Source organism: Nocardia abscessus NBRC 100374, from assembly GCF_000308455.1.
GTDB classification, from domain to species: Bacteria; Actinomycetota; Actinomycetes; order Mycobacteriales; family Mycobacteriaceae; genus Nocardia; species Nocardia abscessus.
Genome location: NZ_BAFP01000003.1, coordinates 1 through 20,447, shown reverse-complemented (window position 1 = coordinate 20,447; position 20,447 = coordinate 1). Strand labels below are relative to the sequence as shown.

The following is a 20,447-nucleotide window of genomic DNA, read 5'->3' as shown; positions in this document are numbered from 1 at the left end:
AGTGCCCGGCCACCGCACGGCCGCTGTTCCACGGCCGCACGAGCACCGTTCAACCTCCGTTGAGCACCCGCAACGCGTCGTTCACCCGGTCGGCGGCCTCGGTTTCCACGGCAAGCAGAACGGATCGCACCGCCTCGACGGCCGGGGGCTTCAGGGAGGTCAGGAAGTCGATATCGGGGTTGCGCAAGGCGGCGCCGATGTCGTCGCCGCACAGGGCGGCCGCCGTGGCCGCGACGATCGCCACCGCACGCTCCGCGGAGGAGGTGCGCGCGACGAAACCGGTATCGGTGTGGGCCACGTGGGCGAGGAAGTCGGCGATCTCGGCATCGGGAGCGTTCAACTCCAAGATCGGCGCGGCAGGGCTTGCGCCGATGTTGCGGACCAAGCCGTCGGCCAAGCCGCGCCGCGGGGGCGCGGACAACGTCACCAGCACCGGTTGCCCGGATTCCATCCCTTCCGCCACGCCCTCACCGTAACAAGCCCGATCGGTCCGGAATCCAGTCAGTTCCCTTCGCTCGACTCGATCGAAACGCTTGCGGAACAAGACTTCGTCACTTAGCTTAGGGTAACCTAAATCAGCACGCTGAAGCACCGCCCGCTCCACGGAGGTTTGTATGCCGCGTCCGTCCCTGACCGTCGCACCGTCCACCGCCGAGCGGGTGCGCAGCGCGTGCGCCCACGCGGAGGAAGCGGTGCTGGCCATGCCGGGTATCGATCCGGCGCCCGCGTCCGTGCACCACGTACGGCAGTGCGGCGACGCCGTGATCGCGGTACCCACCGCGTCGGTCGCCGCGGTACTGGCGGGCAACTCCGGGGAGCACGGCGCGCCCGCGGTGCTCGAGCTCACCGACCACGCCCCGCTGCCGCTGCGCGAGCCGGTGCGCGCACTGGTCTGGCTGCGCGGCTGGGTGCGCGCGGTGCCCACGCAGGCGCAGCGCGCGCTGGCCACCGAGGTGGCCAAGGAGAACCCCCATCCCGGGCTGCTCGACATCGGCTTCGGCGCCACCCTGCTGCGGCTGGTGATCAACTCCGCGGTGGTGGCCGACTCGACCGGCGCCGAGTCGGTGAGCAGCGAGGAGCTGCGGCTGGCTCAGCCGGATCCGTTCTGCGCCATGGAATCCGCGTGGCTGCAGCACATGCAGGCCGACCACGCCGACGTCGTCGCCCAGCTGGCCAGGCACCTGCCGCCGCGCCTGCAACGCGGCATCGTGCACCCGCTGGCCATCGACCGCTACGGACTCACCCTGCGGGTGGAGGGACACGACGGCGACCACGACTTCCGCCTGCCGTTCAGCGCGCCGGCCGATGACATCGAGGCGCTCAGCCGGGCGGTGCGCATGTTGGCGGGCTGCCCGTTCCTCAACGGCCTGCGCCGCATCTGATCCGGTCCAGCGACGCGATCAGTTCCCACCCACTGCCGTCGTTTGTCGACTGGCCGCCCGCGAGCAACCGCACGCTGACAAACTCTGGTGCGCACAGTCTTTCGCCGATTTCCGTGGTTCCGCAGCCCGCTCGCGCGGTGACCTGCGCCGCACCGGGTGAAAACGCGCAAGCTCCGACCGGGTGCGCGCCCGCGTTGAGCGACCACGACGCGAAGCGTGGCGCCGCGCCGAAGATGGGCGACATCGACGCCGAGTTAGTACGCAGTGCGCGCGGCCACGCGGAGCACGCAGTGTCGGTTAATACCCGGCACCGATCCGACGCCCGCGTCCGTGCACCACGTGTGGCAGTGCGGCGACGCCGTGATCGCGGTGCCCACCACATCCGTCGCCGAGGTCCCGGCAGGCAGCTGCGGGGAGCACGGCGCCCCGCTTAGGTGGGCGGTATCGACGCCGGTTGCGGCCCGTCAGCGGGTCCGACGCCGATGCCCCGCGTGCCGGGCCGAGCGAGCGCAATAGATTCGACCCATGCGTGCGGAGTCCGGTGCCCAGTGGGACGAGGCCGAGCCGACCGATCAGGAGCGGCTGGCGATCAAACTCGAGATCACCGTGGTGCTGCTCGTCACGTTCGGGCTCAGCGGGCTCAGCGCCGCGCTCTCGCTGGTGGAAAGTGCGCTCGCCCCGGGCGGGATCGGTGGCCGAACCGTCGCGCTGAACCCGTCGCGATCCACGCAATCCACCATCGACCTGCTGTTTCAGCTGCTCAGCGTGCTGCGACTGGTCGGATGGGCGGCGCTGGGGCTGTATCTGCTGTGGCGCGGCGGCATCGGGCCACGCCTGATCGGGCTGGCGAACCGGGTCCGGTGGCGCGCGGACGTGCTGCCGGGCCTGGCGCTGGCGGCGATCATCGGGCTGCCGGGGCTGGGGCTGTATCTCGCCGCACACGCGTTGGGCTTCAGCGTGACGATCGTGCCCGCCTCGCTGGGCGATTATTGGTGGCGGCTGCCCGCGCTCATCCTGTCGGCCTGCGCGAACGCGGTGGCCGAAGAGGTCATCGTGGTGGCGTTCCTGCTCACCCGGTTACGCAGGCTCGGTTGGTCGGCGAACTCGGCATTGCTCACCTCCGCGCTGCTGCGTGGTAGCTATCACTTGTACCAGGGATTGGGCGGCGGGCTCGGAAATTTTGTGATGGGCGTCATATTCGGCCGCTACTGGCAGCGCACCAACCGGCTCTGGCCGCTGGTTCTCGCCCACGCGACCATCGACGCGGTCGCGTACATCGGCTACACCGTTCTGCGCGGCCATGTTTCATGGCTTCCGTGACGCAACTGTGCTCCTCGCAGCGCTAACAGCGCGGCGCCCCTGGCGAATTACGAAGCAGCGCCGCTTCCGCGTGCGCGGTGTCCGCATGCGGCACCTCACACTCGCCTGATAAGTAGAGTTTCAGTGATGAACGGCGACGACCCCCAGCGCAACGCGCGTCCGCGCCGGATGCCGCCGCCCGGCAGGTCCGGCGAACCTCCGATGGGCCGGCGCATGCCCCCTCCTGGACCGGGCGCCCCGCCGCCGATAGAGCCCACCCAGGTGATGCGCCGCGGTGGAACGGCCGACCCGCACGCCCAGCCGTTGGCGTATTCGCAGATCCCGCCGGAACACGCACGGCGCACACCGCCGCCTCCGCCCGCGCCTCGCAGGCACGCCCCCACCCAGCGCCCCGTCCCACATCACGAAGGCCCGGCGCACGCGCCCACGCAACGACCGGTCCCGTACAACGAGGGGCCGCCCCAAGCGCCGCCGCACCAGCCGCGCCGCTCTCGCCAAGGTCCCCCTCCGGTGCCGCCGCGTGGCGAACGCCCGCCCCGGGCGCCGCGACCGCGCCGCAAGCGCCACCCCTTCCGCTGGTTCCTGGTGCTCCTGCTGGTTCTGGTGCTCGCCGCCGTCGGGGCCGTCATCCAGCTGGACAACTCGCTCAACCGCATCCCCGCGCTGGCGAACTACGCCAAGCGGGTCGGCGACACCCCCGGCACGAACTGGCTGCTGGTCGGCTCCGACGGCCGCAGTGGCCTGACCCCCGAGCAGGAGCAGGAACTCGCCACCGGCGGCGAGGTCGGCCCCGAGCGCACCGACACGATCATGCTCGTGCACGTGCCGGAGTCGGGCAAGACCACCCTGGTCAGCCTGCCGCGCGACTCGTACGTCAGCATTCCGGGCCAGGGCAAGGACAAGCTGAACGCCGCGTTCGCCATCGGCGGGCCCGCACTGCTGGTGCAGACCGTGGAGATCGCCACCGGCCTGCGCATCGACCACTACGCGCAGATCGGTTTCGGTGGCTTCGCCAGCGTGGTGGACACGCTCGGCGGCATCGATGTCTGCGTGCCGAAGCCGATCGACGACCCGCTCGCGGGCATCGACCTGCCCGCAGGCTGCCAGCGCCTGAACGGACCGCAGGCGCTGGGCTTCGTCCGCAGCCGCGCGACCTCACTCGCCGACCTGGACCGGATGAACAACCAGCGGATCTTCATGGCCGCCCTGCTGAAGAAGGCGACCAGCGGCGCCACCCTGGCCAACCCGTTCAAGCTCTGGCCGCTGGCCTCCGACACCGCCGAGTCGCTGAAGGTCGACAACGGCGACCACATCTGGGACCTCGGTAGGTTGGGCTGGGCACTGCGGGGCGAAACCATCGCCACGGCAGTACCGGTCGGCGGATTCGACGACACCGACAGCGGCAATGTCCTGCTGTGGGACAAGGACAAGGCGAGCCGGTTCTTCGACGCGCTGGCCGACGACCGCGCCATCCCGGAGGACCTGCTGACACGGTAGCGTCGATGCCATGCCGGACACCGACGATGCCGACGAGTCCTTCCCCGACTTGCTGCGCACGCAGATCCGCCATGGATTCACCACTGCCCAGCAGTATCTCGCCGCCGCCGTGTACTTCGACGCCCGCAGACTGCCGCAGTTGGCCGGGCACGCCTACGGCCGCTCGCGCGAGCATTACGGCAATGCGCTGCGCATGGTGCAGTATCTGCTGGACCGGGATCTCCCGGTGCAGATCGGCGGGCTGGAGCCGATCGACTCGACGTTCGAAAGCCCGCGTGCGGCAACGGCTCAACTGCTCGAGATCGAGCAGATCCGCAGCGCCCAGATCAGTGGTCTGGCCCGCGCGGCCCGCAGCTCCGGTGACTATCTGGGCGAACGATTCGTCCGGTGGTTCCTCGAGGAACAGGTGAAGAACGTCGCCGGGATGACGACGTTGCTGTCGGTGATCGACCGCGCCGAAGGCCAGTTGTTCGACGTCGAGGAGTTCGTCGCCCGCGAACTGCGGGGCCGGTCGCGTACCGATATCCCGGCACCGAAAATGGCAGGCGCAGCGAAGAATTAATTAGGCAACACTAGCCTCAATAAGGCTGTACTTGGATGACACGCAACCTGACCAGCGCTAATGTCGATGCTATGTCAAGCCATCCGGAATCCCCCCGCAGCAAATTTCACAGCCTGTTGCACGATCAGATCCGGCATGAATTCAATGCCGAGCATCAGTACATCGCGATTGCGGTCTGGTTCGACAATGCCGACCTGCCGCAACTGGCCAAGCGCTTCTACAAGCAGGCGGTCGAAGAACGCAATCACGCGATGATGATCGTGCAGTACTTCCTGGACCGGGATATCAGCATCGAGATCTCCGGCATCGATGCCGCGAAATCGCGGTTCGAGCATGCCAGGGAGCCGATCGCGCTGGCGCTCGCCCAGGAGAAGACGGTCACCGAGCAGATCATCCAACTGGCGAGCACGGCCCGAGAAGAGGGCGACTACCTCGGCGAACAGTTCATGCAGTGGTTCCTGAAGGAACAGGTCGAGGAAGTCGCGAACATGACCACCCTGCTCACCATCGCCGATCGCGCCGGGTCGAACCTGTTCGACCTGGAGGAATTCGTGGCCCGGGAAATGAGCGGCCCGAGCGACACCTCCGGCGCGCCTTCCGTGGCAGGCGGCTCCGTCTGAGACGCTTGCCGGAAAAGATGAGCAGGCCCGGTTCCGCAAGAGGAACCGGGCCTGTCGCCGTTCTTGGTTCTTACCCGCCGAGTTGTCCCCGAACACCTGCCCGAATTCGGCATAGACGCCGGTTCGGTGAGATTTTCCTAACCTCAGCATGTCGGCGGCTATCGAAGCTGACTACCGGCGGAAATCGTTTCTCCCGAATTCCCCGCCGATTCCGGTTCAGCGCAATGTGACCTGACGTGACCGCAGACCGTCGCGGGAGCGCCGCTCCTCGGCCGTCAACGGGGCGTCGACGGCCAGCGCCTCCGACAGGCGCGCGCCGAATTCGGCTGCGGGCTTCACCCATTCGTCGGGGTGCCGCTCGCGGTCCAGGTCGAACACCGGAACCAGCACGCCGTGCGTGCGGAACGACCCCGCGAAGCGGGAACCTTCGCCGAGGTTCAGGCCGCCCGAGGCGTGCACGCGGGCCAGCGCCAGCATGAGCGCGTCCTCGTCCTCGGGTCGCACCCAGCGGATGTGCGCCTTCTCGCCCGCATCCACCCACCAGGCGGCGCCGATCGCGTCCGCGTCCAGCCCCAGCCGCGCCGACGGCATGATCGCCTGCTTGGCCTGCTCGATGGTGGCGGCGACCTGCGGGTCGGGTTCGACACCCTCGGGCACCCACCAGTCGAAGTCCTGGTACACGGTCAACTCCAGGCTCGCGGCGGGATCGATGACGTCGGCCAGCCGCGGCCCGCCCGCGACACTTTCCACCGAGGTCAGCGAGTCACCGGGCTCGGCGGATTGCGTCCACAGGATCGCCGCGGCCAGATCGGCGCCCGGATCCGCGCCCTGGAACTGCACCTGCGCGCCGACATAGCCGTTCGGCTCGTCACCGGCGCGCACCAGCGCGGCCACCGCACCGGGCAGCACCGTGGCGAGGACGACCGGCCGTTCGGCCGCGACCGAGGGCGACAGCGTCAACCGCGCCGTGGCCGACGGTACGAATTCGCGCAGCGCGACCAGATCGCACTCCGCGGCCAGGCCCTCGAACGGACGCGTCGCGGCCTGCGCCGCCTGCTCCTGCGCCGCCCGCCGCTCGGCGAGACGTTGCGCCCGGTTCCCGCCGGGCTTCGGACTGTTGCGCTTGCTCTTACCCACGAGGGGTCAACCTACACAGTGTTGGTCTGGCCGCGCCTGCGGCGCGGCGTGTTCGCGGCCCCTTTGTGGCTCGCGTCCGAGCGACCGCCGCTGGCGACTGCGTCGCGGACGCGGCGGCCGCTCGGACGCGAGCCGGGCCGCGAACGGCGGATGCTCGGTCTCGCTTCGCTCGAAACCTGGAGCCGGGGTGAGCCGGTGACGCAGGGCGCCGAGCCGCGCTACTCGTATTTCGAGGTAGTTCCGCGGCAGGATCGAGATACCGCACACGGTCTCCCCCGCTGAGACCGCAGCCACTCGGGTGCGGTCCGGGGGTATGAACTGCGGGACTCACGCTCACTCAGCCGCGGTTTCATCGCAGCGTGTTCGCGCGCCCTCGATAGTTTCCCGGCCGCCAACGGGCAATGCTCGGTCTATTCCTTCAGAACCCTGTGGTTGTGCCGGTGTCGTGGCGCTGGGCCGTAACCACGCGACTGCGGTGCATCGGGTTCGCGGACAGCGCGGACTGTGCCGCCGCCGAGTTGCTCGTTGCCGTGACAGCGAGCCGGACACAGCCGCGAGGGGTGAGCGCCAGGAACCTCTGCTCGTTCACCCGCGAGTCCGTCGCAGCACGTGCAGGCGGCTCTCAGCACGCGCCCGAGCAGCCCCATCGCCCGGCCGGACCGGTTCAGGCGGCGGGGAGCAGGGACTTGGTTCGGCCGGGATGGTTGGTGGCGACCCAGCTGACACCGAGGTCGGCGCACAGTTGGACGTCGTCCGGATCGTCGACGGTCCAGCAGTACGTGGCGCGGCCCGCGGCGGCGGCCTTGTCGACCAGCTCGGGGTGGTCGCGCAGGGTCTTCACCGATGGGCCGACGGCGGTGGCGCCGACCGTCGTGGCCGCCGAACCGCCCAGGTAGCGCGACGATTCACCGAGCAGAACGGTGGGCAGTAGCGGCGCGGCGCGGCGGATGCGCCAGACGGCGGTGGCCGCGAACGACATCACGACCGCCCGGGAATGGTCGGCCGAGGCCGGGGTGGCGATACCGAAGCGCTGCAACTCGGCGAGCAGCTTGTTCTCCACCAGCGCGCCGTAGCGCACCGGGTGCTTGGTCTCGATGAACAGCTTGGTCGGCCTGCTGCGCCAGTCCAGCACCAGGCTGATCAGCTCGCTGAGGGTCAGCACCGAGGCGGGCGATCCGTCGGCGCCGAAATCGAGCGCTTGCAGTTCCTCCAGCGTCATCTCGCTGACCAGCCCGCTGCCCGAGGAGGTGCGGTCGACGGTGCGATCGTGCACGCACACCAGATGCCCGTCCCTGGTCAACCGGACGTCGCATTCGACGCCGTCGGCGCCCTCCTGCAGCGCCAGCTCGTAGGCGGCGAGCGTGTGCTCGGGGCGCGCCGCCGAGGCGCCTCGATGCGCGACGACGAATGGCGCGCGACTGCCGTGGCTCACTTGGCCATAACCTCCTTCTGCTCACGGTCCTCAGCACCGTTGTCCTCGTGCGCCGTGGCCGGCTCGGCGTGCGCCGGTTCTGCCGCGGGTTCGCGTCCGCCGGGATGCACCGGCTCGATCACCGGCACGGCGGGGTCGACGGCGATCAGCCAGCGGCGCGCGGTGCGGCTGCGACCGAGCAGATCGCGCCCCTCGATGGTGCGCAGGACCCAGAGGGTCACCAGCGCGACCGCGGCGGCGACCGCGTCGGTGAACGCGGTGAACAGCACCGCGTCCGCTTTGGCCTGCAACGAGTCCGCGGTCCGCCACAGCAGCGCGGCCGCCGTGACGAGGCCGCCGAACACCCACGCGGCCCACCAGATCCGCGCCGCGCGCCGCGCCCGGGGGTCACCCTGCAGCGTGGCGACTTCGCTCAGGTAGACCCCCGGCCACAGCAGGTTGACCACCGGAACCAGGCAACCGAGCGCGAGCACTCGCGGCGATCGCGGGTCGCGCCGCCCCGCCGCGGCGTAAGCCGACCGCCTGATCGCGATCAGCCTTCCGATCGTGGCCAACGCCGCCGCCAGCGCGACCGCGATCGCGAGCACCCCGGTGCCGATGACGAACGCGTCGGAGGCGAAGAGTACGGCGGGGTGGATCAGACGTGTCCGGTTGCGCAGCAGAACCGCGTAGCGCGCCAGCTCGGCGACGGAGGCGAGCGCGAAGACGCACGCCGTCGCGACGAGCACTGTGGCCACCGCGTCGGTCAATCTGCCGAGCGGACGGCGTACCGCGCCCTCGGCCTGCGGTGGCGGGTCGACCAGGCCCCAGCGCGGCATCTGCGCGTATCGAGGCGTCCGGCTCTGCGTGGCCGGGCGGGCGCGCGGCTGCCCCCGGCGGACGCGGTGGTCGGGTTTGCGCGCCACCCAGCGGTAGTTGCGGCGCTCGGCGGGCGCGTCGATCGGCGCCGGCGAGAGGAGCACGCCGCGACAGCGCGGGCACCAGTGCATCGGGGCCCCTTGCACGGCCCAGCGCGCGCCGCAGCGCGCACAAGGTTGCACCACCGTACTCACCCGCGCACCTCGTTCTTTCGTCAGTAGATCTTCGCCTCGTGGTCGCCCTCCGCGACCAGCGGCCGGCCGGCCCGCTGCCAGGCCACCATGCCGCCGCGGACCTGGATGGCCTCGTAGCCGATATGCGTGAGGTACTCCACCACCTGGAGGGAGCGGCCGCCCTGCCTGCAGACGACGTACAGTTCCGCGTCGTAGGAAAGCTCGTCGATCCGGGCGGGCACGTCGACCATCGGGATGTGCAGCGCGCCCGGGGCGTGGCCGAGTTGCCACTCGTCGTCCTCGCGGACGTCGAGCAGGATCGGTCGCGGCGTGTCGGCCGACGCGGGCGTGCTGCCGTCGAATTCGGCAGGCACGTCCTCCACCGTGACCGACGGAACGTGGGGGCTCGTCACAGATTCGATCCTGCCATGGGCGGCGGGCGGCCGCGCAGTTCCATGCCCGGGGAGGAGCCTCGACAGCGAGCTACGACTTCAGGTATGTTCTCCCCTCCGGAACTCGACCGCGCCCCCGCTCGATGCTGGTTGTGCATAACTCGGTCGAAGTTATCCACATAATCCACAGCCTGATCCACAAGGTGCGCCCGTCGACGGCGTTTTGCCGGAAGTGTCGGGCAATCGAGCAACCGCTCGGCTATCTTTCCGGGGAGATACCAGACTTTTGGTCTGTACTCCGCGTCTTTTCGGGGTGGACGACTGATCAACTCCCGGGCCGAGCGATGCGAATGGCCGATCCGGGACTCCCCTCCATATCCATCCCGGAGCGGCCATTCGTCGCCGACATCGGAATCTGCGGCCGAAGCGGTTCCGATATCTACTTGGACGGAGCGCGGACGCGTTCGGTTCCATCGAATTTCGGAACGCCGCCGAAATACCGCGATCCGGCAGTGCCGATCGGTAGCCTGGGCGCATGAACGTGAGCAGGGGGCTACGCCACGGAATGGACACCGCAGGTCTGAACGTCGCGCTGTCCGAGGCCACGTGCCTCGGCCTCGCGGTGGACGAGACCGCCAACGAACTGCGACTCGACCTCGAAGTGCTGACCCTCCCCGAGGAAGGGACGGCGGCCGAGGACTACCGGGTGCAGGTGACGTTCACCGGCGTGAGCCGGGTCGCCGCGTCACTGCGCACGCAGCACTGGGACGACTTGGAACCCCAGGTGCTGCCGCTGCAACTGGACGGACTGGACGAGGCCATCCGCAGTTTCGGCGGCGGGCGGCTGCACGGCTGGGAGTTCATCGATCTCGACGACAGCGGGTGGGCGCTGTGGAGCGAGCTGCTCAGCTTCGATACCCGGATCGATGATCACGCATCCACGCACGTTCTGGAGTTCTCCCAGGAGGAGGGCATCGATCCGCGCGAGCTGGATGTCCGCGTGTGGTTCGACGACATCGTCGTGCACGATTCGCGCGGCAAGCAGATCCCGCTGACGGACTTCGTGGCGGGCGGCGCGCGATGGTGGCGGGCGCACGATGCGGGCGATCCACGGGCAACCCGTCCGGGTATCGCTCCGCCGCTGTGATCGGGACCTAGGGAGCACAGCGCGATCGCCGCACGCCCGCCGGAAGCGGCCGTGCGGTTTCGCGGCAGGTCAGGCGTCCAGGCCGACCGGGCAGCTCACTCCGGTGGCGTGCACCGGGCAATATCCGCCGGGGTTCTTCGCGAGGTACTGCTGGTGGTACCCCTCGGCGTAGTAGAAGGCTGCCAACCCCGCCAGCGGCGCGATCTCCGTGGTGATCCGGCCGTATCCCGCCCCGGCGAGGCGTTTGCCGTATGCCTCGGCCGTGGAGCGGACCAGAGCTGCCTGTTCGGCGCCGAAGGTGAAGACGGCGGAACGGTATTGGGTGCCACGATCGTTGCCCTGGCGCATGCCCTGGGTGGGATCGTGGTTCTCCCAGAAGTGCCGCAGGATGCCCGCATAGCCGATCACCGCCGGATCGAACGCGACGAGCACCGCTTCGGTGTGACCCGTCCGCCCGCTGCAGACCTCTTCGTAGGTGGGGTTCGGCGTGAACCCGCCGACGTAGCCGACCGCGGTGGTGTAGACGCCGTCGAGTTCCCAGAAAGCCTTCTCCGCGCCCCAGAAACACCCCATCGCGACAACCGCGAGCTGCAGCCCGCCGGGAAACGGCGGGCGGATCGGGTGACCGTTGACGTAGTGGGTATCCGGCACGTCGAGCGGCTCCGCCCGGCCAGGGAGAGCCTGCTCGGGCGCGACCATGACGGATTCGGGAAGGCTGAGCCGCCCGACTAGTTCGTCGTACCACGACATGGTTCGATGCTACGCGTGCGTTTCCAGTGGTGCCGATGTGCGTGATGTGACGGGACGCGAGCCGTCCCGTGTGAGCGGCGTCACCGGAATGTGCGGAGGTCGGCTCAGGTTGGAATCGACCGGGTGTACGAATGATGGTTGGCTGTGCACGGAACAACGGGCACAACCAGCCCGACATAGGAAGGGACATCGTGGCTGAGTACACGCTGCCAGATCTGGATTACGACTACAGCGCCCTGGAGCCCCACATCTCCGGGCAGATCAACGAGCTTCATCATTCCAAGCACCACGCCGCGTACGTCGCCGGTGCGAACACCGCGTTGGAGAAGCTGGAAGCCGCTCGCGAGTCGGGCGATCACAGCGCCATCTTCCTGCACGAGAAGAACCTCGCATTCCACCTGGGTGGGCACGTCAACCACACGATCTGGTGGAAGAACCTCTCCCCCAACGGCGGTGACAAGCCGGTCGGCGAGCTGGCCGCGGCGATCGACGACCAGTTCGGTTCGTTCGACAAGTTCCGCGCGCAGTTCACCGCGGCGGCCAACGGTCTGCAGGGCTCCGGCTGGGCGGTGCTCGGCTTCGACACCCTCGGCCAGAAGCTGCTGACCTTCCAGCTCTACGACCAGCAGGCCAACGTCCCGCTGGGCATCATCCCGCTGCTGCAGGTCGACATGTGGGAGCACGCCTTCTACCTGCAGTACAAGAACGTCAAGGCGGACTACGTCACCGCGTTCTGGAACGTGGTCAACTGGGCCGACGTCCAGGAGCGCTTCGCCAAGGCGACGTCGCAGGCCAAGGGCCTCATCTTCGGCTGAGCCGACTCGGCACATCGGAACCGGGTCCGCGAATCCGTCGCGCTACGCGCGGCTGGAGTCGCGGGCCCGTTCTGTTCTCCGGGGACGCGGACGCTTTGCCGAGAACCCGGCCCACTCGCCGCGAAATCGGACCCGGGGAGGTCGTGCCCGATTCGCCGCGTGCGCAGCCCCGTTTGCTTCCCGCCCGGCCTCCGGCTGTCCGATTGGCACTCTTTGGTACTTGTGTGCCAGGTGACTCGTGGTTCATATTCGGGAAATCCACACCAAAGGGACGGGCAAGGTCGCCCCCGGGTTCGACAAACGGGAGGCAGAAATGCGCACGAACGAACCGATCGGCATCACGCCGTTTCATTCGCGCGGATCGCTGCGGGGCTTCGTGATCTCCGGACGCTGGCCGGAGACCACGAAGGAATGGGCCCAGGTCCTCGTGCTCGCGGTGCGCGTGGCCACGCTACCCGGGCTACTGACGACCTCGACGGTGTTCGGCGTCCGTGAGGACCTGCCCGACGATCCCGCCCCGGGCACAGTCGGCCTGGTGCTGGCCGAAGGCCCCGTACTGGGCGAGGAAGCGGTGGAGCCGGGCCGTTTCGCCGAACATGTGCCACCCGCGTTGCTGATGCTGCATCCTCCGTCGGAAACCCGCCCGTCGCTACCCGAGTGCACCGGCGCGGCATCCGGGTGCGTCCTGCTGCCCGGCGTGCCCCATCTGGGGCTCGAGCACCGCGCCGCCTGGGTCGAGGCGGAGTCGGACGGAACGGTCACGTCGCTGGTCAGCCGGGTCGGACTCGACCCGATCAGCGATCCCGACACCGCGGTTCTGGCCATGCTGCTGGCCGCGTGAGGGTAACCGAAATTCGCCGGTTGGATTGCCAAACTTATTGTGCGCATTGCTATTTCGATTACAGCGGGTTGGCAAGCGCCGACCCGGCGGGGTAGAGTCGGCTGCAGCGAAGGGGAGTAGCCCCCAATCGCACAGTCGACATACTGACCCACCGGTCCATCCGGGCTCGGGTCCGGCTGTGTGAACCGGCATCCGCCGGTGGGCGAGACCTTCGGCCTGGACAACCATTTCGTTGTCGGCCGGAGGCTGCCCGTATCTCCGACCGGCAGGCCGGAGACTTGGGAGCCGCCACACATGATCGCCACCGTATTGCTGAGTATCGGCATCGTCTTTCTCGCCGAACTGGGCGACAAGTCCCAGCTGATGGCGCTGACGTTCGCGCTGCGCTATCGCTGGTGGGTGGTGCTCGGCGGCATCGCGACGGCCTCCGCCGCGGTACACCTGATCTCGGTCGGCGTGGGCCATTTCCTCGGTGCGGCGCTACCCACCAGGGCGATCTCGCTGATCGCCGCGATCACCTTCCTGGCCGTCGGCCTGTGGACCCTGCGTGAGCACTTCGGTCCCGGCGACGACGATCCCGCGCCGAAGACGCCGAGGGCCGCCGGCGCGCCGTTCTTCGTGGTGCTGTCCGCGTTCCTGCTCGCCGAGCTGGGCGACCGGACCATGTTCGCGACCGCCGCGCTGGCCACCGACTACGACTGGGTAGGCGTGTGGCTGGGCTCGACGATCGGCATGGTCGCCGCCGACGCGCTCGCCATCGCGGCGGGCATCCTGGTGGGCAAACACCTGCCGGAACACGCGATCGGCATCGGCTCGGGCCTGCTGTTCCTCTATTTCGGTGCGGCCACCCTGCTGGGCGCGGCCACACCGGCGCTCGGCGGCGCTGCCGTCGCCGCGATCGCGACGATCGCTCCCGCACTTGCCGGTGCGGCGCTGTTGCTCACGCGGATGGCTCGCCGGACGAGCCCAGAGCGGCCCCATACAGTCCGCCACCCCGCCGCAACAGATCCAGCAGCGGTTCCCGCAGCGCGAGCAGACCGGCCGAGTCCCCCGCCGCGATCCGAGCGGTGACCATCGAACCCACCGCGGCGGCCAGGGCCTGACAGGCGAAGCGCTGCTGGTGGGTCCGCGCGTCGAGCACGGCGGCGATCAGCTCGACGAACCGTTCTTGCAGCTGGGCGCGGCGCGCGATGGCCGCGGATCCCACCGCGAAGACCTCGACCAAGAACAGTCGCGCGCTGGCCGGGTCGTCCACCAGATATTGGAGGTAGGCGCGGAAGATCCGATCCATTCGAGCCATGGGATCCGTGTCGTCCGGCACGCCGTCTTCGGTCTCGGTGGCCTCGGCGATCCGGTCGAGCAACAACTGCACCGCACGCTCGTACGCGGCCTCGAAGCAGTCCTCCTTGGAACGGAACTGCTCGTAGAAGGTCTCCCGCGACACGCCCGCCCGCTTCAGGATCGCCGCGACCGACGTCCCGATGTAACCGTTTTCGGCCATGGCCTCCGCCGTCGCGACGAGGATTCGCTCGCGCTGTGAGGCGATCACCTGCTCTCGCGGGAGTCCGTGCCTCCCCCGGGGGAGGCGTGCGCTGATGGCCGATTCGGTCATACGGTGACTCCGGTGTTCGGTCGAGCTGACTGGGCTGCTCCATTCTGCGCGGTCGGTTCTGTGGATCCGGTGCACAGGGTGTGCGGCTGGGCGGGCTCTCGCGCCCGGACGGCGCAGCGCCCATGGTGTGACCGTACCACCGGAGAACAGTCGCGTTCGCAAATAGTTTGCCAGCGGGCAACGGGGCGAGGGAGCCGTGCGGGGCCGCGCGCCCGGCACCGGTTAGGGTGCAATTGACGAAGGGCCAACTGGCTGTCACGAACGAGAGGACCATCGTGGAGATTTCGGGTTCCGCCGCCATTGTCACCGGAGGCGCATCGGGCCTCGGCGCCGCCACCGCCAAGCGTTTCGCCGATCTCGGCGCCACCGTCTTCGGACTCGACGTACCGCAGTCGATCGAGCGCGCCGGCGACAGCGTGCCGGACGGGGTCACCCTCATTCCCGCCGATGTCACCAGCAACGACGAGGTCAGCGCCGCTGTGGCGCAGGTCGTCGAATCGGGTGCGCCGCTGCGCATCGTGGTCAACTGCGCCGGTGTCGGCTGGGCGGGCCGCATCCTGTCCAAGAACGGCCCGCACGATCTGGAGCTGTTCCGCACGGTCATCACGGTGAACCTGCTCGGCACCTTCAACGTCATGCGGTTGGCCGCCGACGCGATCGCCAAGACCGACGCCGTGGACGAGTACGGCCAGCGTGGCGTCATCATCAACACCGCCTCGGTCGCCGCGTTCGAGGGCCAGGTCGGCCAGATCGCCTACTCGGCCTCCAAGGGTGGCGTGCACGGCATGACCGTTCCGGCCGCACGCGACCTGGCCCAGTTCGGCATCCGGGTGAACACCATCGCTCCCGGCATCATCGACACCCCGATGCTGGCCGGCGTCACCGAGGAGTACCGCAAGGGCCTGGAGGCGGGCGTGCCCTTCCCGTCGCGCCTGGGCCGTCCGGACGAGTACGCGCAGCTGTCGCAGTACATCGTCGAGCACGACTACCTCAACGGCGAGACCATCCGCATGGACGGCGCGCTGCGCATGGCCCCGCGCTGATTCCGCCGCACTGCCCCGGCCGCGCGCGGTCCTTCCCCGGAAGGGCCGCGCGCCGCTGTCTCTCAGCCCTGCGGCTTGTGCCCGATGCCCAGGTACGCCGTAGTGGACAGCGGATAGTTCGGCCGGTACTTCTCGGCCAGAAACGCCTTCATGACCGCGGCGCGCCGAGCCCAGACCTCCGCGCTCACGCTGTGGCGCATGAGCTCCAGCGGGGCGCTGCTGCGCACCATGGCCTCCCACATCTGCTCCGGGCTGTCGAAGGTGAGCGCGATCGAATGCCGCTGGATGGACACGGCTTCGAAACCCGCTCCGCGCATCTCGGATTCGAAGACCTCTGGATTCTCCAGGCTCAGGAAGTTCGGTTGCGGCTCCTGGATGTTCGGGTCGGCCGCGGTCAAGGCGCCGAACATCATCCGCATCAGCGGCGAGTCCGCGATCGGCGCCCAGCTCGACACCACCGCCGTGCCGCCCGGCCGCAACACCCGGAACAACTCGGCGAACCCCCGGGCGCGCTCGGGGAAGAACATCAGGCCGAACATGGAGAACCCGGCGTCGAACCGGTCGGATTCGTACGGCAGATCCTGTCCGTCACCCACCCGCGCGCGGACATTCGTCCACCCGGCGGCAGCGGCGTCCTTCGCCAGCCGCGCGATCATCGGCTCGGAGAAATCGATCGCCTCGACCTCGGCCACATAGCCCGCGGCCAGCAGACTGAGGGTGCCCGGCCCCGCCGCGACGTCCACGATGCGCGCCTGCGGCGACAGCGAGGCGAACTCCAGCGCCCGCGCCGAGAACGGTCGCATGATGGCGGGTGCGAACTCGGCGTATCCGTCGGCTACGAGATTCCACGGCTCGGCGACGGCAAGCGGGTTTGCGGACATGTTGTGACGATCCTTTCAGGCATCCACATCTAACCGCGCCATCCAGGGGCGAACTCCCCAGTCCTGCGAATATGCCACCTCGGCGGTCCTTGTAACCGGGAAATGGCCGAAACGTCGCGCCGCCGCAGCCGCCGCGACCGGAGGACGCGTGGCCCTCCGGTCGCGGACGGTTCACAACGTGCGCGTGAGCCGATCGGTCAGGATGTGCGCGAAGTGCGCCGGATCCTTCAGCTCACCGCCCTCGGCGAGAACCGCCGTGCCGAACAGCAGTTCGGCGGTTTCCGACAGCTCGGTCGCGGTCCCCGCGTCGGCCTGCTCTTTCTCGGCCGCGTAGGCGTCGCGCAGACCGGTGACCAGCGGGTGGGCCGGGTTGAGCTCCAGAATCCGCTTGCTCTCCGGCAGCGCCTGACCCGAGGCCCGGTACATCCGCTCCAGCATCGGCGTGAAGTCGAAGACGTCGCCGACCAGGCAGGCCGGAGAGGTGGTGAGCCGGTTGGTCAGGCGCACCTCCTTGACGTTCTGCTCGAGCGTCTTGCCCAGCCACGCCAGCACGTCGGCGAAGTCCTTGTCCTGCTGCTCACGCAGCGCCTCGGAGGCTTTCTTCTCCTCCTCGGTCTCCAGGTCGACCTCGCCCTTGGCGATGGACTGGAACGCCTTGCCGTCGAACTCGGGCACCGAACCGACCCACATCTCGTCGACCGGGTCGGTCAGGATCAGCACCTCGCGGCCCTTGGCCTTGAACGCCTCCAGATGCGGGGAGCTCTCGACCTGCTGACGGGTCTCGCCCGTCATGTAGTAGATCGTGTCCTGCCCCTCGGGCATCCGCTCCACGTACCGGTCCAGCGTGGTCAGCTCGGTCTCGGAGTTCGTCGAGGCGAACGAGGACACCCGCAGGATGGTCTCGCGGTTGTCGAAGTCCGAGAGCAGACCCTCCTTCAGGACGCGGCCGAACTCCTTCCAGAACGTCTGGTAGCTGGTCTGGTCCTCGGCGCCCTGCAGATCCTTGACCGTGGACAGCACCTTCTTCACCAGCCGCTTGCGGATCATCTGGATCTGCCGGTCCTGCTGCAGGATCTCGCGGGAGACGTTGAGCGACAAGTCCTGCGCGTCCACCACGCCCTTGACGAAGCGCAGGTACTCCGGCATGAGCTCTTCGCAGTTGTCCATGATGAACACCCGCTTGACGTAGAGCTGCACACCGCGCTTGTGCTCGCGGGTGAACAGGTCGAACGGCGCGTGCGAGGGGATGAACAGCAGCGCTTGGTATTCGAACGTGCCCTCGGCCTTCATCGGGATGATCTCCAACGGATCGTCCCAGCCGTGGCTGACGTGCTTGTAGAACTCCTTGTACTCCTCGTCGGAGACCTCGCTCTTGGGGCGCGTCCACAGCGCCTTCATGGAGTTGAGCGTCTGGTCCTCGAGGATCGTCGTCTCCTTGGCGTCCTCGCCCTCGCCTTCGGTGACGGTCCGCTCGACCTGCATGCGGATCGGCCAGGCGATGAAGTCGGAGTACTTCTTGACGATCTCCCGCAGTTTCCACTCCAGGGTGTAGTCGAAGAGGTGATCCTCCTCGTCCACCGCCTTCAGCTGCAGTGCGACCGACGTGCCCTGCGGGGCCTCGTCGAGTTCTTCGATCGAGTAGGTGGAACTGCCCGCGCTGGACTGCCACCTGGTGCCGGTGGTCTCCCCCGCGCGCCGGGTGGTCAGCGTGACCGTGTCCGCGACCATGAAGGTCGAGTAGAAACCGATGCCGAACTGGCCGATCAGCTCCTCGGCCGCCGCTTCGGACTTGGCCTCGTTCAGCTTCTTGCGCAGTTCGGCGGTGCCGGACTTGGCGAGGGTGCCGATCAGGTCGACGACCTCGGCGCGCGACATGCCGATGCCGTTGTCCCGGACGGTCAGGATCCGATTGTCCTTGTCGACCTCCAGCTCGATGTGCAGGTCGGAGGTGTCGACGTGCAGATCCTTGTCCCGGAAGGACTCCAGCCGCAGCTTGTCCAGCGCGTCGGAGGAATTCGAGATCAGCTCCCGCAGGAAGGTGTCCTTGTTGGAGTAGACGGAATGGATCATCAGCTCGAGCAGCTGATGGGTCTCTGCCTGGAACTCGAGTTGTTCGACGTGCTCTGTCACGACGCGATGGTACCGCCGCGCGGGACTACGGAGCCGAAGGAGGCACCACCGCGTAACCCGGAACGCCTCCGGCCGCTCGCGAATCGGCAACCGACCGGAAGTCGGCGAGGCCGGGGACCTCTTCGTCGGCGCGGGTGGTCATCCATTCGCGCAGCACCTGGGTGGCGCGGACGTCGTCCTCGTTGTACTCCAGCAACCGGGTGCGCTGGGTCTTGTCCGGCGCGGCGCCGTCGTACCCGACGGCGAGCCGATACCAGCTCATCGACGCCTCGCCGCCCGCCTCGGGATCGCGCCAGGAGAACCCGGCGACCGGCGCGATCTTCTTGAGCCCCTTGCCGTTCGGGCAGATGAACTGGTCGGAGACGGCCTGGAACATGTCCACCCATTGCGGCCCGTCCACGAACGCGCGCACCTGCTCCACCGTCGGTACGCCGGGGCGGCCCGCGAACCGGCGCGCCGATTCGTACAGCCACTTGTCCTCGGCGGTGCGCGAATAGCAGTAAGCGGCAAACGTTTTGCCCGCCGCGGCCGCCTCCGCGCGCACTCGCATCAGCCAGGTCCAGAACTCGCCGAAGGAACGACCCTCGTCCTCGGTGGGCAACGGGTCCCAAGTGACGAACGGGCGGTACACACCGTTCAGCAACGTCCCCCACAGGTACGCGCCGTACTCCTGGAAGCTCTCCAGGTCGACGTCGACCTCCACGTCGGCCCGCCGCACCCGCACGCGCTCGACCCGCCGCACCAGCGGCGCCCCCGCGATCCACGCGCGCGCCGTGACCACGGCCTCGTCGAACGGGCCGTGCTGCCAGTCCTCGGGCTCGTCGCCCACCCAGGCGGCGAGCTCGTCGATGGTCTCCACGTTGTGCCTGCGCAGCACCTCGGCGCGCGAACCCGGCGCCACCAGGCTGACGTCGCGATGTTCGATCAGCCAGCCCTCGCAGCCCGGCCCGTCGATCCCCCGCGTCCACCACGGGCACTGCCTGCACTCGGGCACCTTCGAGGGGATGGTCGGCAACTCGCCGCGCACCACCGCGATCCGGTCGGCGTAGCGGCGGTCGTAATCGGCCAGCAGCGGCGCCAGATCGTGCACCAGAACCCGATCGAAGTCGAAGCCGATCACGCCGCCGACCAGCGCGGGGCTGGCCAGACCGTGCCGTTGCAGCATCCGGTGCAGATGCGCGAGCCGCTGCTGGTCGCGGGGCTGCTGGCGTAGCTTGCGATGCGGATCGGGTTGCGGATTCCAGTGATGGGGGTCCGTGGTGGTGGGGTGGAAGTCGGCCGGCTCCGGTTGGCGCGGGTCGGTCACCTTGTGGTTCACCACGATGATCGGGATGTAGCCACCGCGGTCGGCGTCGCGCAGCAAGATCTCCGAACCCCCGCGCCTGCCGGTGTCCGGCTCCTGCGGCAGCAGTCCGCCCCAGATGTGCCGCGCACCCTCTTCGCACGCGCGCATCGTCGCCTCGGCGCGCTCGGCGGCGCGCAGCCCGGGATCGATCACCACCCAGGCGTCGGGAGCCGCGCCGACCAGTGCGTCGCGCACCCGGCCGCGGTGCGCCGCGGCGGCATCGCGGCGCTGGCGCACGCCCGCGTCCTCGGTGATTCCCACCAGTGCCTCGGGGTGCGTCGCGTCCAGATGCAGGCGATGACGACAGCCGATCAGCGCCCTGGCGTCGATGAAGGCGGTCGGCACGCCGGAGGCCCGATCCACGGCCGTTCCGTTGCGCTTGCGACCGTCTTGGTCACCGATGTCCGAATCCACGCTAAGCAGTATGGTCCCTGCCCCCGACAGTGTTGAATTCTGTGCTTGTTTGTCCAGCGCCTGCGGCGCTGGGTGTTCGCGGCCCTCTTGTGGCTC

The 20,447-nt window shown here is 68.7% G+C and carries 19 protein-coding genes and 1 pseudogene; 10 read left to right on the top strand and 10 right to left on the bottom strand.

Going from position 1 to position 20,447, the window contains the following annotated elements; genetic code table 11:
• Window positions 1-49 precede the first annotated feature (49 nt).
• Window positions 50-463, bottom strand: coding sequence for a hypothetical protein (locus tag ON19_RS00600; protein WP_227954538.1), 414 nt, complete (start codon window positions 461-463; stop codon window positions 50-52).
• Window positions 464-614: 151 nt separating this feature from the next.
• Between ON19_RS00600 and ON19_RS00595 the strand changes: the two genes are divergently transcribed.
• The 5 genes from ON19_RS00595 to ON19_RS00575 all read left to right on the top strand — a co-directional run bounded on the left by ON19_RS00595 (window position 615) and on the right by ON19_RS00575 (window position 5,381).
• Window positions 615-1,382, top strand: a complete 768-nt coding sequence (locus ON19_RS00595; RefSeq protein WP_043684714.1) for a DUF2470 domain-containing protein — start codon at window positions 615-617, stop codon at window positions 1,380-1,382.
• A 525-nt stretch (window positions 1,383-1,907) separates the two neighbouring features.
• The gene (locus ON19_RS00590; RefSeq protein ID WP_043684711.1) at window positions 1,908-2,702 is read left to right on the top strand and encodes a CPBP family intramembrane glutamic endopeptidase; all 795 of its coding nucleotides are present in this window, start codon (window positions 1,908-1,910) and stop codon (window positions 2,700-2,702) included.
• A 126-nt stretch (window positions 2,703-2,828) separates the two neighbouring features.
• On the top strand, window positions 2,829-4,199 hold the full coding sequence (locus tag ON19_RS00585) for an LCP family protein (RefSeq protein WP_083899064.1): 1,371 nt from the start codon (window positions 2,829-2,831) through the stop codon (window positions 4,197-4,199).
• A gap of 10 nt (window positions 4,200-4,209) precedes the next feature.
• On the top strand, window positions 4,210-4,761 hold the full coding sequence (locus ON19_RS00580; protein ID WP_043684702.1) for a ferritin: 552 nt from the start codon (window positions 4,210-4,212) through the stop codon (window positions 4,759-4,761).
• 71 nt (window positions 4,762-4,832) lie between these two features.
• Window positions 4,833-5,381 (top strand): ferritin, encoded by a 549-nt coding sequence (locus ON19_RS00575; RefSeq protein ID WP_043684699.1) that lies wholly within the window; start codon window positions 4,833-4,835, stop codon window positions 5,379-5,381.
• A 216-nt stretch (window positions 5,382-5,597) separates the two neighbouring features.
• Here the strand turns inward: ON19_RS00575 and ON19_RS00570 are convergent, their stop codons facing one another.
• The 4 genes from ON19_RS00570 to ON19_RS00550 all read right to left on the bottom strand — a co-directional run bounded on the left by ON19_RS00570 (window position 5,598) and on the right by ON19_RS00550 (window position 9,394).
• Window positions 5,598-6,518 (bottom strand): DUF5926 family protein, encoded by a 921-nt coding sequence (locus ON19_RS00570; protein WP_043684696.1) that lies wholly within the window; start codon window positions 6,516-6,518, stop codon window positions 5,598-5,600.
• 664 nt (window positions 6,519-7,182) lie between these two features.
• Window positions 7,183-7,950 (bottom strand): glycerophosphodiester phosphodiesterase, encoded by a 768-nt coding sequence (locus ON19_RS00560; RefSeq protein ID WP_043684689.1) that lies wholly within the window; start codon window positions 7,948-7,950, stop codon window positions 7,183-7,185.
• On the bottom strand, window positions 7,947-8,912 hold the full coding sequence (locus ON19_RS00555; RefSeq protein WP_227954537.1) for a DUF4328 domain-containing protein: 966 nt from the start codon (window positions 8,910-8,912) through the stop codon (window positions 7,947-7,949). Before ON19_RS00555 ends, ON19_RS00560 begins: the two co-directional genes overlap by 4 nt.
• 110 nt (window positions 8,913-9,022) lie before the next feature.
• Window positions 9,023-9,394, bottom strand: a complete 372-nt coding sequence (locus ON19_RS00550) for a rhodanese-like domain-containing protein (RefSeq protein WP_043684683.1) — start codon at window positions 9,392-9,394, stop codon at window positions 9,023-9,025.
• Window positions 9,395-9,908: 514 nt separating this feature from the next.
• Between ON19_RS00550 and ON19_RS00540 the strand changes: the two genes are divergently transcribed.
• A complete protein-coding gene (locus tag ON19_RS00540) occupies window positions 9,909-10,520 on the top strand; it encodes a hypothetical protein (protein ID WP_043684677.1) in 612 nt (203 codons plus the stop codon).
• Between the two features lie 69 nt (window positions 10,521-10,589).
• Here the strand turns inward: ON19_RS00540 and msrA are convergent, their stop codons facing one another.
• Window positions 10,590-11,270, bottom strand: a complete 681-nt coding sequence (gene msrA, locus ON19_RS00535; protein WP_043684674.1) for a peptide-methionine (S)-S-oxide reductase MsrA — start codon at window positions 11,268-11,270, stop codon at window positions 10,590-10,592.
• A 191-nt stretch (window positions 11,271-11,461) separates the two neighbouring features.
• Here msrA and ON19_RS00530 point away from each other — a divergent pair, with 191 nt between their 5' ends.
• The 3 genes from ON19_RS00530 (at window position 11,462) to ON19_RS00520 (ending at window position 13,997) form a co-directional block, all read left to right on the top strand.
• Window positions 11,462-12,085 carry a superoxide dismutase gene (locus ON19_RS00530; RefSeq protein WP_043684967.1) on the top strand — a complete coding sequence of 208 codons (624 nt, stop codon included), beginning with the start codon at window positions 11,462-11,464 and terminating at the stop codon, window positions 12,083-12,085.
• Between the two features lie 313 nt (window positions 12,086-12,398).
• Complete coding sequence (locus ON19_RS00525) at window positions 12,399-12,926, top strand: hypothetical protein (protein WP_043684671.1); 528 nt, start codon at window positions 12,399-12,401, stop codon at window positions 12,924-12,926.
• Window positions 12,927-13,220: 294 nt separating this feature from the next.
• A complete protein-coding gene (locus ON19_RS00520) occupies window positions 13,221-13,997 on the top strand; it encodes a TMEM165/GDT1 family protein (RefSeq protein WP_083899080.1) in 777 nt (258 codons plus the stop codon).
• A gap of 325 nt (window positions 13,998-14,322) precedes the next feature.
• On the opposite strand, the pseudogene ON19_RS43520 reads toward ON19_RS00520, so the two are convergent.
• Window positions 14,323-14,538 (bottom strand): annotated as a pseudogene (locus ON19_RS43520) (helix-turn-helix domain-containing protein); the annotation flags it as partial.
• Window positions 14,539-14,813: 275 nt separating this feature from the next.
• Here ON19_RS43520 and ON19_RS00510 point away from each other — a divergent pair.
• A complete protein-coding gene (locus ON19_RS00510) occupies window positions 14,814-15,581 on the top strand; it encodes an SDR family NAD(P)-dependent oxidoreductase (RefSeq protein ID WP_043684959.1) in 768 nt (255 codons plus the stop codon).
• Window positions 15,582-15,643: 62 nt separating this feature from the next.
• Here the strand turns inward: ON19_RS00510 and ON19_RS00505 are convergent, their stop codons facing one another.
• From ON19_RS00505 to ON19_RS00495, 3 genes are all read right to left on the bottom strand, one after another.
• A complete protein-coding gene (locus ON19_RS00505; RefSeq protein ID WP_043684664.1) occupies window positions 15,644-16,462 on the bottom strand; it encodes a class I SAM-dependent methyltransferase in 819 nt (272 codons plus the stop codon).
• A gap of 171 nt (window positions 16,463-16,633) precedes the next feature.
• Complete coding sequence (gene htpG / locus ON19_RS00500) at window positions 16,634-18,592, bottom strand: molecular chaperone HtpG (RefSeq protein ID WP_043684660.1); 1,959 nt, start codon at window positions 18,590-18,592, stop codon at window positions 16,634-16,636.
• A gap of 25 nt (window positions 18,593-18,617) precedes the next feature.
• Complete coding sequence (locus ON19_RS00495) at window positions 18,618-20,282, bottom strand: TM0106 family RecB-like putative nuclease (RefSeq protein WP_372478712.1); 1,665 nt, start codon at window positions 20,280-20,282, stop codon at window positions 18,618-18,620.
• Window positions 20,283-20,447 lie beyond the last annotated feature (165 nt).

Excerpts from the sequence above, each read along its gene's own strand:
- ON19_RS00595 (WP_043684714.1), top strand. The coding sequence starts at position 615 with ATGCCGCGTCCGTCCCTGACCGTCGCACCGTCCACCGCCGAGCGGGTG.
- ON19_RS00590 (WP_043684711.1), top strand. The coding sequence starts at position 1,908 with ATGCGTGCGGAGTCCGGTGCCCAGTGGGACGAGGCCGAGCCGACCGAT.
- ON19_RS00585 (WP_083899064.1), top strand. The coding sequence starts at position 2,829 with ATGAACGGCGACGACCCCCAGCGCAACGCGCGTCCGCGCCGGATGCCG.
- ON19_RS00580 (WP_043684702.1), top strand. The coding sequence starts at position 4,210 with ATGCCGGACACCGACGATGCCGACGAGTCCTTCCCCGACTTGCTGCGC.
- ON19_RS00575 (WP_043684699.1), top strand. The coding sequence starts at position 4,833 with ATGTCAAGCCATCCGGAATCCCCCCGCAGCAAATTTCACAGCCTGTTG.
- ON19_RS00540 (WP_043684677.1), top strand. The coding sequence starts at position 9,909 with ATGAACGTGAGCAGGGGGCTACGCCACGGAATGGACACCGCAGGTCTG.
- msrA (WP_043684674.1), bottom strand. The coding sequence starts at position 11,270 with ATGTCGTGGTACGACGAACTAGTCGGGCGGCTCAGCCTTCCCGAATCC.
- ON19_RS00525 (WP_043684671.1), top strand. The coding sequence starts at position 12,399 with ATGCGCACGAACGAACCGATCGGCATCACGCCGTTTCATTCGCGCGGA.
- ON19_RS00520 (WP_083899080.1), top strand. The coding sequence starts at position 13,221 with ATGATCGCCACCGTATTGCTGAGTATCGGCATCGTCTTTCTCGCCGAA.
- ON19_RS00505 (WP_043684664.1), bottom strand. The coding sequence starts at position 16,462 with ATGTCCGCAAACCCGCTTGCCGTCGCCGAGCCGTGGAATCTCGTAGCC.